Genomic DNA, 16632 nt, shown 5'->3' on the forward strand with positions numbered 1-16632 from the left:
CCAGCTTTGCCGCCTGGCTGGTCTTGGCAAAGCGCACCTGAAAGGCGTTCTTCCGATTCTGCAGCACCAGCGTGCCCAGCTCATCCGTGCCGCTCTCCAGCCGATTGTCCATCTCCACGAGTTTCCCCTGCTCTTCAAAATGCACCTCATCGGGATACACCGCCGCCAGGGTGGTCCAGTCTTCCCGCAGGAAGTGTTTCACATTCCGCTCCCGCTTGTCCACCACTTCCCTCAGAATCTTCGGGGCAGTCGCCTGATGGAGCGAAGGGAGTTCCTGAACCTCCTCGCCGGATACTTTATCGGGTATGGGCAGAAGAAGGAGCGCCAGACAAAGAAAAGCGGCCGTCAGTTTACGGAATCGAGACAAGAACATCACCCTTTCGATGTATAATTGTAATCGATTCCAATATACCAATAGCCGACGATATCTTCAAGACTAATTTTCAGAATTACTCCAATTTTCTTCAAGGTTAATTTCTAAAGTATAGCTATGCATTTCAATAATCCATCAATTACCTTGTACTATACTCAAGTGATAATGATACCTTTAAAACTTAATACCTTCCGTGCTTGTCTATCCGTAAATAGATTGATGTACTGCCCATAAAACAATGGAGTCCTATTGGACTTGAAAGAGTCAGTATTCCTCATTTTACGACTCTTCTTGATTTTTTCCCTTGAAGCAAGCTAAGCAAAACCATTAATCTTCATCACTGTTGCCTTGATCTTGCAAAGCCAACTCACAGAGCAAGGAAACCTGTGGGCCTTCCTCATTGAAGGCTTAAACTTTTTAATGACTCTTTTCTACAAATCGATTTTAACTTCTGCATTTTCTTCTTCAGTGCATCCCCTCAAGAATGTATCTCAGTCTACATGGGAACGCCATATGGGCTAAGCTACATAATTGGGGCCAACGGGGCTGTTGCAAAATAGTCTCGATTAATCCGATAGCAACCTTACGGCGCTATCGGATTTTTTCATCGAAATAAGAAGAACCGGCTCAAAACCAAAGTACTTAGTTTTGCAACGGCCCCTCTTTGCTTTGCTATTTGTGCTTGGAATTCTCCCCCAGCTTTCGCCGAACCATTTCCTCCACGGCGAAGGTGGCCACATCATCGGCATACTTTCCTGGACCGAATCCTGCATCGTATCCCAGCTCCTTGGCCAGCTCATGGGTGATCCGGGGGCCGCCGCAGATAAGGACCACCTTGTCCCGTAGGCCTTCCGCCTCCAGGAGCTCCACCAGATGGACCAGGTTCGTGATGTGGACGTCTTTCTGGGTCACCGTCTGGGAAACCAGAAGAATGTCCGCCTTCAGCTCCACGGCTTTTCGGACAAAGTCCTCATTGGTCACCTGGCTGCCCAGGTTATGGGCTTCCACCATCTCGTACCGCTCCAGTCCGTAATGTCCCGCAAAGCCCTTCATGTTCATGATGGCGTCAATGCCCACCGTATGGGCATCGGTTCCTGTGGATGCGCCGATGACCACCACAGGCCGTCCGATATTCTCTTCAATATAGGTTTTAATTTCTCCCATACCCATGATGGTGGTGCCCACGGTTTCCACATGGATCTCCTCGTAGTTCACCGTATGCTGGACGCTGCCGTAGACCACAAAGAAGGTGAACTCCGGGTCCAGGGCTTTGTGGTGGGCCACCAAAGGATCGAGAAGTCCCATTTTCCGGGCCAGCACTTTTGCCGCTTCCACGGCCTTGTCTCCATCGGGCACCGGCAGCGTAAAGGAAAGCTGCACCTTGGCATCATTCAGGGTATCCCCGTAGGGCCGGAGCTGCCGAAGGTCCTTTTCTTTATCCAGCGTTTTCACGCTGGTGGAATACAGTCCTGAGCTCATGGATTTTTCCTCCCTGCTGAAAATTCAAGAAAGAAGGGATTCTGATACCCTGCTTCCTTTGCGATGACCCCTTCCAGGCCTTTTCCCCCGTCCTGGGGGCGCTTGATGCCGGCAAACTTCCCCGTTTCCAGGGTGCGGAAGAGGCCTTCCTCTTCGATGACCTTCAGAAGCTTCACCGTCTCCTCCAGCACCGAATCCACCCGCTTCACCATGAGACCGTCCGCCTTAAACTGGATTTCCTCCCCAAAGTCCGCCATGGTGTTGAAGATGTACTGGGCGTTGTCGATGGCCAAGGCCCGGTCCGAAAGGAACGGGGTATGGATGGCCTCCGTGAGCATCCCGAGAAGATGGATCTTCTGCCCTGTCATAATGGTGACCATATTGAAGAGGGCGTTCTGTACCTGTCCCTTGAAGATGTCCCCCGTCATGAACTTCGTGGGGGGCATGTACTTCAGCGGAGCCTTGGGAAAAATCTCCCGGGCCATCTGGGCCTGGGCCAGTTCATAGAGGAACCCATTCTTCAGGGTCGGATCCATTTCAAAGGCATGCCCCAGACCCATCTGTTCCTCGGGAAGCCCTGCCAGGAAGGCAAACTGCTCGTTGATGAGCTGGGAAGCCAGCACCGTATGGGCCTCTTCAAAGGCATCGGCGGTGGTCAGGTAGTTATCCTCTCCGGTGTTGATGATGATCCCGGCGAAGCCGTTGATCGTCCGGGAGAAATACTGATCCACTAAGGTTCTCTTCATGTTGATGTCCCGGAAAAGGATCCCGTAGAGGGCGTCATTGAGCATGACATCCAGCCGCTCCAAAGCGCCCATGGCGGCGATTTCCGGCATACAAAGGCCGGAGCAGTAGTTGCATAGGCGTATGTAACGTCCCAGCTCCTGTCCCGCCTCATCCAAGGCGGCGCGCATGAGCCGGAAATTTTCCTGGGTGGCCATGGTTCCGCCAAAGCCTTCCGTGGTGGCCCCATAGGGCACATAGTCCAGGAGCGACTGCCCCGTGGTCCGGATGACGGCGATGACATCGGCTCCCTGCTTGGCGGCGGCTTTGGCCTGGACGATATCCTCATGGATGTTTCCCGTGGCCACGATGACGTAGAGGTAGGGGCCTTCCTTGTCTCCATAGGTCTTCAGCATCTCATCCCGGGCGTTTCGGTTCTCCCGGATTCGCTGGGCGGTTTCTTTCGCCATCGCTTCCATTTTCAGGGTGATCTCAAAGCGGTCCCCCACGGGAAGCCTTGTGAGATCCAGCCTTCCTTCGGCCACTTCCTCCGCCACGCCCTGGCAGCCAAGACCTGTCTGCAGCATGGCGTTGGCGAGATAAAAGGCTGCGCCGATGCCCAAGGCGCCTCGTTCCTGAAGATGCTCCACCACGATGTTCGGCAGCGGAACCCCTTCCGCCGTGACGCCGTCGATGCCGAAGAGGCGGCACACCGTCCGCTCCACCGCCACGGTGGTGTGGCGATCCACAAATTCCTGGGTTTTCTTGGCGATGCTCCGGGCATAGCCTCGGGCTTCTTCCACTTTCTTTCTGTCCAATCCGATTTTGCTCATCCTTTATTCCCCTTCATGTTGATTTCAATATCGGCAAAGATCTCCTCCGGCAGGCCCAGAATTTTGGCGATGCGAAGGGCATCCCGTCCCGGGACATCCTCCTCATCTTCTTCCAGGCGATAGTCCATGAGGCTGGAGATCTGGGCGATGAGTTCGCGTTCCTCCTGGGGATTTCCCGTGGAGAACGTCTCCAGTTTTGCCTCCTGAAGCCCCTTCACCCGAAGGCGCTTCACCCCCTCCCACCGGGGGATTTCGTAGTGCGTGGTCACGAGAAGCAGATCCTCCCGCGCCTGAAAATAGCGAAGAAGCCCCGTGACCAGGGACGCTCCCTCCTGGGGATTGGTTCCCCGGGCGGGCTCATCCAGCACCACCAGGGAGGGTCTTTTGCCCAAACTTCGGAGGATTTCCTTCAGCCGAAGGATCTCTCCGCCAAAGGACGAGAGCCCTCGTTCCAGATCCTCCAGATCCTCCGCCACCCAGAAGATGGCCTGGAAATAAGGCAGCCGGAAATCCCGGGCATAGGGCAGGATCCCCCATCCGGCCAACGTCGCATTGAGGACCAGGGTCCGAAGCGTTACGCTTTTCCCGCCCATATTGGCTCCGGTGACGACGGTGCTTCCCGGCAAAAGGGTGAGGGTCACGGGCTGAAAGGTCTTCCCCTGCTCCGCCAGCAAAGCGCTGACATAGGGATTGAGGCCCTCCTGTAGCTCCAGCATCCCGGACGATTCCATGACGGGCAGCACGGTTTTCCCCTCTCGAGCCAGTAGACCCTTGGCCAGAAGAAAGTCCAGCCGCCCCAGGGCACGGAGATTTTCCCCATAACGCGCCGTATGGGGTGCAAGCTTCGCCGAAAGCATGGCCCGTACCTCATATTCTTCTTCTTCCTCTTCCCGCACCACCTGGCGGCGATGCTGAAAGAGCGGGATTTTCTCCTCCTCCGGGCATCGGCGGATCTCCTCTTCCAGCATCCGCTTCTTTTTGCGGATCTGGGCGAGTTCCCCGGAATAGCCGTCGTAGAGATGGAAGGTCCTGAGCGCCGTATTTTCCGGGTCCAGCAGACGAAGGACCTCCGGCAGGGGATGCAGCTCTTCATCCCGCCAGTCCAAAATATCCAGAAGAACGCCCAAATCCTGAAGGAGAAGGGCGCACATTTTAAGTTCAAAAAGTTCCAGATCCGTGAGAACTTCGCCTTGGTCCAGCCGATCCAGGGATCCTCGGATGTCCTTGAACTCTGCCAGCACTTCCAAAAGCCTGTCCACGGCGCTTCCCCAATGGGGAAGGCGCGTCTTCACCGTATCCACGCGGCGAAGCTCCCCTTGGACAGCCTCCAGACTCCCCAAAGGCTGGAGTTCTCGTTTCAGTTCCCGGCCATAGGGAGTCAGCGGAGAAAGCCGCTCCAAAATATAGCTGAGGCCCAGAGCCTGTCTTTCCCGCGGGCTAAACTTCATGGAGATCTCCTCCTCTCGTGTTATCTTGGGTGGATAGGATGGGAAGGTCCAGGACCTCCTCCAGTCTTCTTCTCAGGGTTTCTTCGGGGAGGGAACCTCCCCGGGGGTCCTTCGGATTCACCGCCACGGCCAAAAGCCGGATGGGGTGAAGCACCTCCAGCCGGATGCTTCGTCCCCCCAAGATCTCCAAGAGCCTTTCCCGCAGGAGAAACCGGGTTCCATCAGTGGCTAGGAGCGTGAGCTCCCGAAAATGAGGCGACGGAAGAAGCTCGGTGATGAGCCCCTCGGTGACGGCGCCGGGAAAATACACCCCATGGATCCCTTTCGCCAGGGCATCTCGCACTGCGTCGTATCCCCCCGCAGGGGTGGAAACCTCCACCGGGGACCAGGCCCGGCGAAAAAGAGCCGGACGATTCTCGGGAAAGGGTTCCGGAAGCTCCGTTTTCGGCAGGGTCAGAAGATGCACCGCCGTCTGTGTTTTTCGCACCAGTTCCTCCAGATTCCTTGACACGGCGGTTCCGGTGCAGAGGACAGCCGCCTCCGCCAGGCCGCGGCCCGCGGCGGAAATCCGGGATACGGCGCCGTCAATGACAAAGAGCGCTTGGGGCTCAAAGGTTCGAATCTTCTTTTCCACCAGGGTCAGATCCGCTGTCCGGGAGGGTCCCGCCAGTTCCACAAATCCGTCGGACAAAGCCCGAAGGATCACCACCGGCCCCAAGGCTGTGGTGATGGGGGTGGCGGCAAGAATCTCCGCCGTCACATCCCCTGCCCGCAAGGTCTCGCTGGCCGTGGCAAAGAGCGTTCCCCGGGGGATATAGATTCGGGGCTTTTTCGTCCCCGTGACCTCATCCGTTTCCTCCCCGTCCCGTCCGATGGAGGTCAGGGCAAAGGTCCGCTCCGGGTTTTCCCGGAGCAGACGGTTAAGCAGGGTGGTTTTCCCCGTATTTTTTCCGAGGCCGATGATGGCCAGGGAGGACAGACCCTCAAGATGCATGGCTTCTCATCCCTTTCGCAGGAGTCCCACGGGGTTCAGATGGAGGGTTTCCCCTTCCAGAAGCCCCGACACTCCAATGCTTCGTCCTGCCCTCTCCCCTTTGCACACGGGGCACTGGCAGGTTTCGGTGTAGCTTTCCGGTTCTGTGTAGGTGGTGATGACCCCTTCAAAATTCCGGAGGATCACCTTATGGGCCCCCTGGCTGATGAGGTAGTTGGGCATCACGGGAATCTTTCCTCCCCCGCCGGGGGCATCCACCACAAAAGTGGGCACGCAGTACCCGGAGGTATGACCCCGGAGTCCTTCAATGATTTCGATGCCCTTGGCCACGGGTGTCCGGAAATGCTCCAGGCCCACGGAGAGATCGCACTGATAGATATAGTAGGGTCTCACCCGGATCCTCACCAGGCTCTGGACCAGCTCCTTCATGACATGGACACAGTCGTTAACGCCCCGAAGAAGGACGCTCTGGTTGCCTAAGGGGATGCCGGCGTTGGCCATGCGTTCGCAGGCCGCTTTGGATTCGGGGGTGATTTCGTCGGGATGATTGAAGTGGGTATTGATCCACACGGGGTGATACTTCTTTACCATATCCACCAGCTCCTGGGTAATCCGCTGGGGCATGACCACGGGCACGCGGGATCCGATGCGGATGATCTCCACATGGGGAATATCCCGAAGCTTCTTCAGAATGGACTCCAGGCGGTCATCGCTCATGAGGAGGGCATCGCCGCCGGATAAAAGCACATCCCTCACCGAAGGCGTATTCCGGATGTACTCGATGGCCCGGTCGATGCGGGAGGTGCTCATGGCGTTATCCGTCTGCCCCGCGAATCGTCTTCGGGTGCAGTGCCTGCAGTACATGGAGCACTGGTCCGTGATGAGGAGGAGCACCCGGTCCGGATAACGGTGGGTGAGTCCCGGCACAGGCGAATCCTCATCCTCGTGGAGGGGATCATGAAGATCCGCATCGGCGCGGAGAATTTCCATGGCGGAGGGTACGGCCTGAAGGCGGATGGGATCCCGGGAGTTGTCCCGGTCCATGAGGGTCAGGTAGTACGGGGTAATGGCCATGCGAAGAAGGGCGGTGGCTTTTTTCGCGCCCATCTCCTCCACATCGGTGAGGGGGAGATACTGCTTTAGCTCCTCCACCGACTCAATGCGGTGCTGCACCTGCCAGATCCAGCTGTTCCAGTCCTCGTCGGAAACAGCCGGAAACATGATTTTACGGTTTTCCTCGGCAAATCTGTTCATCTTTATACCCCTTTTCCTTACAAATAGAGCCGCTCAAAGATTTCCCGGAGCTTGGGGGATTCCCGGAGCTCCTGGAGGGTGATTTCCGCATGACCTTTTGTATAGCCGTTGCCGATGACCATGGTCACGTCTTTGCCCACCCCTTCAGCCCCCAGGGCTGCCTTGGTAAAGCTGGTGGCCATGGAGAAGAAGTAGACGATCCCCTTATCCTTCACCGGCAAAATGGTGCTCATTTCCGTATTCTGGACATTCACCACATTGATGGCGATGTCGTATTCTTCCTGATGGTTGGCTTCCAGGGCCTTTTCCAGCACCGCCACGGGTTTTGTGGCGTCTTCGGCAAAGTAGGCATGGCAGAAGCCGTTCTTTAAAAGAAGATCTCGGGAAGCTTCCCCCCGGTCCGCCGCCACTACCCAGCCCGTGGGTCCCACGCGCTTCATGGCCTCATAGCAGCACATCATGCCGGATTTCCCCCCCGCCCCCAGGATGAGCACCCGGTCTCCCGGTTTCACGAGCTTTGCCGTCTGGGCGGGTGCTCCCGCCACATCCAGGGCAGCCAGGACGAGATTTTCCGGAAGATCGGCCGGCAGCTTGGCATAGAGGCCGGATTCGAAGAGAATGGCCTGGGCCTTAACCTCCACCCGGTCAATCTCCGGTTTGATGCCTTTGATCTCTTCAATCTTCAGGGGCGTCAGGGACAGGGAGACCAGGGTCGCCAGGGCATCGCCTTCCTGAAGGTCGATTTTCCCCTTCAGGTCCTCGCCGATCTTCGCCACTTTTCCCATGAGCATACCGCCGGAGCCCGTCACGGGATTCTGCATCTTTCCCCGCTGGGAAACGATGGCGAGAATTTTTGCCTTGACTTTTTCCATGTCGTGGCCGGCTTCTTCCTCCAGCTGGCGGAAGCTGGCGGAGTCAATATTGAGGGCCGTCACATCCACCAGGATTTCGTTGGCCCGAATCGTCATGGTATTGTCGATTTTTACCGCCGCCTGGGGCAGCACCCCTTGGGGTTCCAGCACCCGATGAGTTCCAAAACGACATCCTTTTTCCATCATTTCTGCACCTGTCCTTTCTCCTCATGCCCATCTTTTGCATTCCAGGGCTTCAGGCCCAGGATGCGGCGGGCTTCCTCCGGGGTGGCCACTTCCCGGCCCAGAAGCCGGGAAAGCTTGGCAATCCGCTCCACAAACTCTCCGTTGGACTCCGCCAGCACGCCTTTTTCTCGATAGATGTTGTCTTCAAAGCCCACCCGGACATGACCGCCCAGGAGGATGGCCATGGTGTTCAGGGGGAGCTGGGTTCTGCCGATGCCCGATACGGTGAAGGTGGATCCTGCCGGCAGCGACTCCACCAGATAGAGAAGATCCCGGGGCTCGCCAGCAATGCCGCCGTTTACGCCCAGGACGAGATTGAAATGGGCGGGAGCGTCGATTTCCCCTTTTTTCATGAGGCGCTTCACGGTGTCGATCATTCCTTTATCAAAGACTTCGCATTCCGGTTTGATGCCGGCTTTCTTCATCCGCTGGGCAAACTCCCGGATCATGGTTTCGGTGTTGACAAAGATCTCGTCTCCGCCAAAGTTCACCGTGCCGCAGTCCAGGGTGGCCATTTCCGGGTGAAGGCTGAGGGGCTGCAGCCGCTCGTCGCACGTCATGCCCACGGCACCGCCGGTGCTGGGCTGAATGATGACCTGGGGACAGACTTCCCGGATGGCCTTCATGCATTCTTCAAACCGTTCCCGGCTTTGGGTGGGCGTACCGTCATCCTCCCGCACATGGAGATGGATGATGGAAGCGCCCATGGCACAGGCCTTTTTCGCTTCCTCCCGGATCTCCGCCACGGTGTAGGGAACCTGGGGATGATGGGATTTGGTCACCTCCGCCCCGCAAATGGCGGCGGTGATGATGAGCTTTTCCATCAGCGCTTCCCCCTTTGCTTGGCCTTGGGTGTGACGCAGGTGCCGGAGGCTCTGCACACCACCATCGGGGTTTCCAGAACCTCTGCGGCGGATTCCCCTAGGTCAGGCCGGGGGACGATGACTTTCCGGGCTTCAAAGACCATCTTCCGGGACGTGTTCCCCTCCTCCACGATCCTGCCCACGGCTTCGATATAGTCTCCGGCATACACCGGGGCTAAGAATTCCACCTGGTCATAGGCGCGGAAGAGTCCCTCATCGCCGTCCCGGCGAATGAGGAGTTCCGTGGCCACATCGCCAAAGAGCTGCAGCATCTTCGCCCCGTCTACCAGGTTTCCCCCGTAATGGGCGTCCTGAGACCCCATTCTCATTCTGATCATCACTTCCATGAATAAAACCCCCTTATTCGTTCACGGCAATTTTCTCAATTCCAGACAAAATAAAAGAACGCCACTTATGTCTGAACATAAATAGCGCTCCATGTGTTCCACATGACAGTGATAGGCTCTGTGCCTTTTCACCAGGAAGACAGAAAAAAACCCTTCAATGTCTTCCTTCGGCGGTCAACCATTCATGGCAATCGATGGGTTTCTCACACTTGCCACTACCCTTTGGCCGCTCCTCTATTTGCTGATAATTGATTGAATTGTCGCCCTTCTCAATTATAAGCTGTAATCGTTTAGAAAATCAACACCCTTGGCAGTATTCCATCAAATTTCCCCATATTCGTGAAAGAGCGGTCAAGAGGGATAAAGAAATCCGCCGGAGAAGGACAAACTTCCTTCTACTCCGGCGGAGAGGCTTAAAGGGCTAAAAATTTTCGGCAGGCCATGCGGATTTCCCGTTGGGCTGCAGCCATGACTTTTTCAAATCGGGCGCTTCCCCCTTGGGCCTGAATGTACTGGGAGGCGGCCTGACTGGCGGCCAGGGCCAGCTCGGTATTCACATTGATCTTGCGGATTCCCCGTTCAAAGGCTTCCTGCAAAACCACATTGGAAATCCCGGAACTGCCATGGAGCACCAGCGGTGTCTGGGTGAGCCGGGCGATTTCGGAAATCCGGTCCAGACCGATCCTAGGCTCGCTCTTGTAGAGACCGTGGGCGTTGCCCACGGCAATGGCCAGGGCATCCACCTGGGTTTCCCGGGTGAACCGGAGACTGTCCTCCACTGAGGTGTAGATCACCGCCACATCATCACTGCCGTCTTCCTTGTTGAGGTATCCCAGTTCCCCTTCCACGGAAACGCCCCGGGCATGGGCATAGGCCACCACTTCCGCGGTTTTTTGGATATTTTCGTCCAGGGGCAGTTTGGAACCGTCAAACATGACGGAGGTGAAACCGGCATCGATGGCTTCCTTCACCGTCTCCACCCGGGTGGCATGGTCCAGGTGCAGCACAAAGGAAATGTCCAGGGCTTTCCCATAGGCTTTGGCCAAAGCTGCCGCCACAGAGAGGGGCATTTGGGGAATATAGCTTTCCCCAAAGGAAGCGATGACGATTTTCCCCTCTTCCTTCGCTGCTTCCAGGATTCCGGATAGGGTTTCGGCATTAAAGAAATTGAATGCCACAATATGGTGCTGCCTCTTGAAGGCTTCGGTTAAATTCATCATCTTCTTTTCCTCTAGGACAGCAAATCGACGATTTCCTTGAGCGTATCAATTTCCCCCACATTGCCGGGGAAGATGATATAGGGCATCTTTGGAAATTTGCTGTCTTCTCCGGTCATCCATACCGGAATTCCTGGTTTGATCTGTCCCATGACTAAGGCTTTCTTCACGCGAAGGGCTTTGGTGCCCACGTCGCTGGAGGTGATTCCCCCCTTGGCAATGATAAACCGGGGTTTGACCTCAAGTTTTCCAATGATGCTGGTGACGGCATCGGAAATCCGAACAGAGACTTCCAGCTGCTTGTCCTTGTCCTTGGAATCCAAATCGAAGCGGTCCCGTCGGGTGTAGACCACCACATTCTTTCCGGTGCGGATTTTCTCGTCCGCCAGGGCGATGACTCTTTCCACTTCGTTTTCCAGACCGTTTTCCTGCAGTACCAGATGCTGGTTAAACTCGATGAACTCCATGGGCTGCTGGGTATTCTTCAGCGCTTCGAACTGCTGGGTGGTTTTGTTCACATGGGATCCGATGAGGACAATGCCCCCATTTTGCTCCCCTTCTTCAATGAGCTGATTCTTGGTCAGAAGGGATACATCGGAGACGCCTCCCAGGATCTTTGGGATCGCCGCTGCGCTGCGGAACATAAGCTCCTTGCCCTGGGCCACGGCCGCGATAAAGGCTGCGCAGAAGACCTTGATGTCTGCATAGGAAATGGCGTTGACCACGACTTTTCCGAAATTCTCCACGGCCAGGAGCTTTTGGGTTATGCCTTCCACATCCAGAGATTTCAGTTCCTCCAGCGTGATGAAGGTAGTATCCTCTGCCCGGTATTCGCCCTTGGTTTTTTCTTCGATATATTCGCCGATATTGGAACTGACGTAACCGAAGGTCTTATCCTTGGCAAACTCCGTTTGGCCTGCGGGAACGAGATTCTGGCCTTCCTTGACGTAGTGCACATTACCCAGGGTATATCGGCCGCCTTCCATGAAGAAGGGCGCCATGATCTCTCCATCAAAATGACGGGGGGAGTTTTCTTCGATCTTTGCTCTCAGCGTAGCGGTTTCCAGCGGATAGTGCCCGCGCATGGTGGAGTCGCTGCGGCTGATGAGGATATAGTCGATCCCCGTTTTCTGGGATACCTTTTCCAGGGTTACGGCGATGTCTTCATGGACCTGACGGGTATAGTCCGAGGTAAATCCCCGGGAATTGGTGAGGACAAAGAAGATCCGATGGGGATCCAGGAAGCCTTTGGTGATGGTTTCCTCATCCCAGGAGGTGTAGACAAAAATGTCATGGACCGTCTGAACCCCCGTGGGATCATCATCCAGAACGACGATTTTTCGGTTGAGCTTTTTCAGCGCCTCCTGATAGAGAGCTTCCACTTTCTGGGGATCTGCATCCGGATAGTGTTTCAGGGTATCGAAGGACAAGACATCCATTTATCTCTCCCCCTTCTTCACTTCCACTCCAGCCAGGGCTTCAAAGTGCTTCACGATGGCGCCGTGGTCCTCGTCCAGCAGTCCGCGAACCTTCAGACCTTGCATGATTTCAAAGAGCTGTGCGGACAGAGGAACGGGAATATCCAGCTCGTGGGCCGTATTGACGACATTCTTGATATCCTTGTGGTTGATGGAAATCTTTCCGCCGGGCTTGAAGTTTCGGTTCATGATCATGGGTGCTTTGGCTTCCATGACTGCACTTCCGGCTAAGCCGCCGCGAATGGCCTCATAGACCTTTTCCGGATCGACGCCGGCTTTCATGGCGAAGACCAGGCCTTCTCCCAAAGCTGCAATGTTGAGGTTCACGATGATCTGATTGGCCAGCTTTGTGGTGGAACCGCTTCCGGATCCGCCCACCAGCACGGCGCTGCTTCCCATCTGTTTCAGCAGGGGCAGGACCCTTTCATAAGCTTCCTCATCTCCGCCCACCATGAAGGATAAGGAGCCATCGATGGCCTTGGGCTCCCCACCGCTGACGGGGGCATCCAGGAAGAATACGCCATTCTTTTTCAGTTCATCATAGCAGTATTTGGAGTCCACGGGGGTCACTGAGCTCATGTCCACCACCACCGCTCCTGGCTTCAGGGTCTTGGCTACACCATTTTCGCCGAAGAGGCTGCTCTTGACGATGCCGCCGTGGGGCAGAATCATGAAGACCACATCACAGAGGGAACCGATTTCCGCCGGCGTTGATTTTGTCGCCCCCAGCGCTTCCAGTTCATTCATGGCGCTTTCCACCAGGTCAAAGACATAGAGCTCGCTGCCCTTTAGCACCATTTGCTTCGCCATGGGCTTTCCCATAATGCCTAATCCGATAAATCCAACTTTACTCATTTTATTCACCCATTAATACCTTTCTTGCTTTTTCTACGCCTAATCGAGGACTGGTCAGGACAGGTTTCTTGATTTCGCCGAGGAGCGGCAGGAGCACGGTCATGCTTCCCTGGGCCAGTACGATGACATCACATTCTTCCTCGGCTTTTTTGATGGAGGCCAAGACCAGTTCATTGTGCTTTTCCCGGTTGTTTTCCTTCATAAGGATATCCAGGGCGCCGTCCACCAGATACTCCACCACTTCCACCTCTTTTCCCGCTTCCCGGGCTTTATCCCGGACCAAGTCAGAGCTGGGGGCCATGGTGCTCTTCACGGTGGCGACAACGCCGATGCGCTGGCCTAAAGCTACAGCTTTTTCTGCCATGGCTTCGTCCACCTTCACCACCGGCACATGGACCAGCTGCTTCGCCAGATCCATAGCTTTGCCCACGGAGGAGCATTGGCTGAAGATGAGATCCGCGCCGTTGCGCTCTGCTGCCCGGACGTAATCACAGACTCTTCCGGTGATCTTGGGATTCACGGAGCCGTGGGTTTTCACGTCGTGCAGGAGACTGTCGTCGACAATATTGAACAGTTCAGCTTCCGGAATGATTTCTTTGAAAAGCTGCTGAAGTTCCTGATGAGAAACGAGACTGGTGTGAATGATGTAGATTTTTTTCATTTTCCTTCTCCTGTATACAAAATCAGCGCGATAAAACGTAGGGGAATATCGCCGGTGTTGGTGATCCCATGCTGGTTCTGATCATCCACCACCGTCAGATCTCCCGCTTTCACGGGGTAAAATTCCTCGTTATTCTGGTACATGCCGCTGCCTTCGAGAAAATAATATGCCTCGATGTCGCCCGAATGGGGATGGAGTCCGATGGATGCTCCGGGAGGAACGATATTTTCCGCAAAGAGCCGACCTTTTCCCAGCATCTCCTCGGGGTTCAGCAGGTGGACCACTTCCACGGTCCCTTGTCCGCCGCGCATATTTTCCATAAGATATGTTTTCATGTCTTCACGATGTCTTAACAGCATAACTACCTCCTGAAATATGGACCGGCAAGGGGATTCCCCCTTGCCGGATCTCTTTTTTTAGTAAAGTCCAGGCAGTCCCGGAATCAGGCTGAGAATCAGAATGAGGATGAAGGATGCCACACCGACAATGGTTCCACCCACGGTCCATGCCTTGATGGTGTCCTTGACGTTGAGTCCGGAATAGTTGGATAGAACCCAGAATCCGGAGTCATTGGGGAGGGACATACCGATACCGCCAGCGCAAATGGCGAGACCAACCAGGACAGGGGATACTCCAGAACCGACCACCATGGGACCCAGGATGGAGGAGGTGGTCACCAGAGCCACAGTGGTGGAACCCTGGGCGGAGCGAAGCACCTGGCTGAGAATAAATCCTAAGGTGATGAGGGAGATATTGAATACGCTGAGGGAGTCCACCAGATACTTGCCAATTCCGCTTCCGTTAATTACGGTTCCGAAACTGCCGCCGGCTCCGGTGATGAGGAAAATCAGACCGGCAGAGATGGTGGCTTCTTTGATCACATCTTCCGTGCTCTTGGTGAAGTACTTTCTCAGAAGAAGAATCGCCACGATGACGCCGATGAAGAGGGCAATATTCTTGTCGCCGAAGAAGGCGAAGTATGGTTTGGCGGCACTTCCTTCCGGAAGAAGCAACGCAGCAACACTGCCCACAAGAATCAGAGATAACGGGAAGAGGAGGGTGAAGAGGGAGAGCCCCATGGAGGGAAGCTTCGTGGTATCCATTTCCACATGGCCATCGGCAGTACCGCTTTCCATCGGATATTCATCAGCACCCTTTTCCAGTGCTTTCTTCTCCAGATACTTGGCATAGGTTACTCCGCCTAGAAGCGTAGCTGGCAGGGAAACGATGATTGAGTAGAAGAGGAAGGAACCGATATTGAGATTCATGTTACCGGCCACGGCTACAGGTCCTGGTGTAGGAATAACCAGGGCGTGGGCGGCGATGGTTCCAACACCCAGGGAGGCGACCAAGGAGACCAGGGGTTTCTTGGTGGCTTTACGGATCTGCCGTACCAAAGGCATGAAGATAACGAAGGCAGCATCCTGGAACACGGGAATGGAGATCAGCCAGCCGGAAATGGTCAAGGCGAGATTCGCTCTTGCCGCGCCGACCTTCTTCAGCATTCCTGCGGCAATGGCGTTGATGGCTCTGGATTCGGCCAAGATTTGACCAAGGATAATTCCTAAACCGATGACAATTCCGACACCCTTCATGGTGTTTCCGAAGCCGGTGGCAATTGCTCCAGCAACTTCATTGAGGGGCATGTTCACGAGAACACCCGTAAATATGGAAACCCCCATCAAAGCCAGGAATGCATTCATCTTAAATTTGATGATGGCCAAGAGGAGCAATGCGATGGCGACAACAAAGATGACGAGTAGAATTGGACCTGTTACCATTATGATACCTCCGAAAAATAATTTATTATATCAGCATTCAAAGAATGCTCATGATAATCCGATGATGTTGATGCCCAGGTTCTCCATTTGTTTCAGTTCCTGCTCGGTAAACTTCTTTGTGGTGATCACCCCGGTGAAGTCCGTCAGCGTATAGATGACGTAGGTGGAGTTCTTGTCGAACTTATTGTCATCGGCCAGAAGATAGCTCTTGCTGGAGTGCCGAAGAACCAGGGGTTTCATGGTCCGCTTTTCGATGGATGGGGTAAGGACTTCATATTTTTCATTGATGGCTGTGGCTCCCATGAAAGCGATCTTGAACTTCACTTTACTGATGAACTCTTCGGCAAAGCTTCCTACAAGACATCCGGTGGCTTTCTGCAGCACACCTCCCGTGAGGAGCACTTCGCAGTTGCAGTTACGAAGGGTTTTCGCGATTTCCAGATCATTGGTCATGACGTTAAGATGCAGCTGACTCCCGGCAATAAGTTTTGCCAGTTCCAAGGTGGTGGTTCCCGCATCCAGGTAGATGGTATCATTTTCGCTGATGAGGTCGAAGGCGGCTTTCGCGATGCTGCTCTTCTCCGTCACATTGAGGTTCTGCTTATTTTCAAATTCCTCTTCACTGTCAACTTCAGTGGACAGCACCGCTCCCCCGTGGCAACGCTTAACATTGCTGTACAGTTCGGTCAGCTTATCCAGGTCTCGACGGATGGTCATCGTCGTGACGTCATAGAACTGGGCCAGCTCATCAATTTTAACGGCTTTCGTCTTAACGATGGTATTGTAGATTTGCGTCAGTCTTTCTTCAGGAAGCATCCCCACAGTCCCCTTTCTTAATGTTGCTTAATGTTTCTATTTGTTGTTTTATGTTTGTTTCTACCTTAGTGTATACGACCTGTTAAACGTTGTCAATCCCTAAAACATCGTTGTTTTTTTAACTTTTCAATGTTTCTTTCTGTTCGATTATTGATGAGTAACAAAAAAAGTACCTGATGAAGGTGCTTTTATGTTCATCTGGATACCTCAATAAACTGAACGCAAAAAAAGCTCCCAGCTTGCGCTGGGAGTTTTGGCTCCGCGAAGAGGGCTCGAACCTCCAACCTATCGGTTAACAGCCGAGTGCTCCACCATTGAGCTATCGCGGAATATTAAAACTGGCATCCCCCTACTTTCCCACAGAGCTGCCCCTGCAGTATCATCGGCACCTATAGGCTTAACCGTCGTGTTCG

At 54.6% G+C, this 16632-nt stretch carries 16 protein-coding genes and 1 tRNA gene; all 17 read right to left on the minus strand.

All coding sequences use genetic code 11. The annotated features are described in order from the left end of the window. Window positions 1-367 (minus strand): hypothetical protein (locus tag KCG48_RS13760; protein ID WP_211802760.1); only part of this gene is annotated, 367 nt, incomplete at its 3' end. 678 nt (window positions 368-1045) lie between these two features. Continuing rightward, complete coding sequence (kamE, locus tag KCG48_RS13765; RefSeq protein WP_211802761.1) at window positions 1046-1852, minus strand: lysine 5,6-aminomutase subunit beta; 807 nt, start codon at window positions 1850-1852, stop codon at window positions 1046-1048. Next, the gene (kamD, locus tag KCG48_RS13770; protein WP_211802762.1) at window positions 1849-3408 is read right to left on the minus strand and encodes a lysine 5,6-aminomutase subunit alpha; all 1560 of its coding nucleotides are present in this window, start codon (window positions 3406-3408) and stop codon (window positions 1849-1851) included. Before kamD ends, kamE begins: the two co-directional genes overlap by 4 nt. Next, window positions 3405-4856 (minus strand): lysine 5,6-aminomutase reactivase ATPase KamC, encoded by a 1452-nt coding sequence (kamC, locus tag KCG48_RS13775; protein ID WP_211802763.1) that lies wholly within the window; start codon window positions 4854-4856, stop codon window positions 3405-3407. Before kamC ends, kamD begins: the two co-directional genes overlap by 4 nt. Beyond that, window positions 4846-5850, minus strand: a complete 1005-nt coding sequence (gene kamB / locus KCG48_RS13780) for a lysine 5,6-aminomutase reactivase subunit KamB (protein ID WP_211802764.1) — start codon at window positions 5848-5850, stop codon at window positions 4846-4848. Before kamB ends, kamC begins: the two co-directional genes overlap by 11 nt. Window positions 5851-5856: 6 nt before the next feature. Next, window positions 5857-7104 (minus strand): lysine 2,3-aminomutase, encoded by a 1248-nt coding sequence (gene kamA / locus KCG48_RS13785; protein WP_211802765.1) that lies wholly within the window; start codon window positions 7102-7104, stop codon window positions 5857-5859. A 17-nt stretch (window positions 7105-7121) separates the two neighbouring features. Next, window positions 7122-8159, minus strand: coding sequence for an L-erythro-3,5-diaminohexanoate dehydrogenase (gene kdd / locus KCG48_RS13790; protein WP_211802774.1), 1038 nt, complete (start codon window positions 8157-8159; stop codon window positions 7122-7124). Then, on the minus strand, window positions 8159-9025 hold the full coding sequence (gene kce / locus KCG48_RS13795) for a 3-keto-5-aminohexanoate cleavage enzyme (RefSeq protein ID WP_211802766.1): 867 nt from the start codon (window positions 9023-9025) through the stop codon (window positions 8159-8161). Before kce ends, kdd begins: the two co-directional genes overlap by 1 nt. Beyond that, window positions 9025-9411: a 3-aminobutyryl-CoA ammonia lyase gene (gene kal / locus KCG48_RS13800; protein ID WP_211802767.1), complete on the minus strand. Its 387-nt coding sequence runs from the start codon at window positions 9409-9411 to the stop codon at window positions 9025-9027. Before kal ends, kce begins: the two co-directional genes overlap by 1 nt. Before the next feature lie 413 nt (window positions 9412-9824). After that, window positions 9825-10631, minus strand: coding sequence for a class II fructose-bisphosphate aldolase (locus KCG48_RS13805; RefSeq protein ID WP_211802768.1), 807 nt, complete (start codon window positions 10629-10631; stop codon window positions 9825-9827). 11 nt (window positions 10632-10642) lie between these two features. After that, window positions 10643-12067, minus strand: coding sequence for a four-carbon acid sugar kinase family protein (locus KCG48_RS13810; RefSeq protein ID WP_211802769.1), 1425 nt, complete (start codon window positions 12065-12067; stop codon window positions 10643-10645). Further along, on the minus strand, window positions 12068-12961 hold the full coding sequence (gene garR, locus KCG48_RS13815) for a 2-hydroxy-3-oxopropionate reductase (RefSeq protein ID WP_211802770.1): 894 nt from the start codon (window positions 12959-12961) through the stop codon (window positions 12068-12070). It abuts the gene before it with no gap. Between the two features lies 1 nt (window position 12962). Next, the gene (locus KCG48_RS13820) at window positions 12963-13622 is read right to left on the minus strand and encodes an aspartate/glutamate racemase family protein (protein ID WP_211802771.1); all 660 of its coding nucleotides are present in this window, start codon (window positions 13620-13622) and stop codon (window positions 12963-12965) included. Beyond that, window positions 13619-13981 carry a cupin domain-containing protein gene (locus KCG48_RS13825; RefSeq protein WP_230977149.1) on the minus strand — a complete coding sequence of 121 codons (363 nt, stop codon included), beginning with the start codon at window positions 13979-13981 and terminating at the stop codon, window positions 13619-13621. Before KCG48_RS13825 ends, KCG48_RS13820 begins: the two co-directional genes overlap by 4 nt. A gap of 57 nt (window positions 13982-14038) precedes the next feature. After that, on the minus strand, window positions 14039-15403 hold the full coding sequence (locus KCG48_RS13830) for a GntP family permease (RefSeq protein WP_211802772.1): 1365 nt from the start codon (window positions 15401-15403) through the stop codon (window positions 14039-14041). A 48-nt stretch (window positions 15404-15451) separates the two neighbouring features. After that, window positions 15452-16219 carry a DeoR/GlpR family DNA-binding transcription regulator gene (locus KCG48_RS13835; protein ID WP_211802773.1) on the minus strand — a complete coding sequence of 256 codons (768 nt, stop codon included), beginning with the start codon at window positions 16217-16219 and terminating at the stop codon, window positions 15452-15454. A 254-nt stretch (window positions 16220-16473) separates the two neighbouring features. Then, window positions 16474-16548 (minus strand) — tRNA-Asn (locus KCG48_RS13840). Window positions 16549-16632 lie beyond the last annotated feature (84 nt).

The organism is Proteiniclasticum sediminis, from assembly GCF_018128025.1.
Taxonomy (GTDB): domain Bacteria; phylum Bacillota; class Clostridia; order Clostridiales; family Clostridiaceae; genus Proteiniclasticum; species Proteiniclasticum sediminis.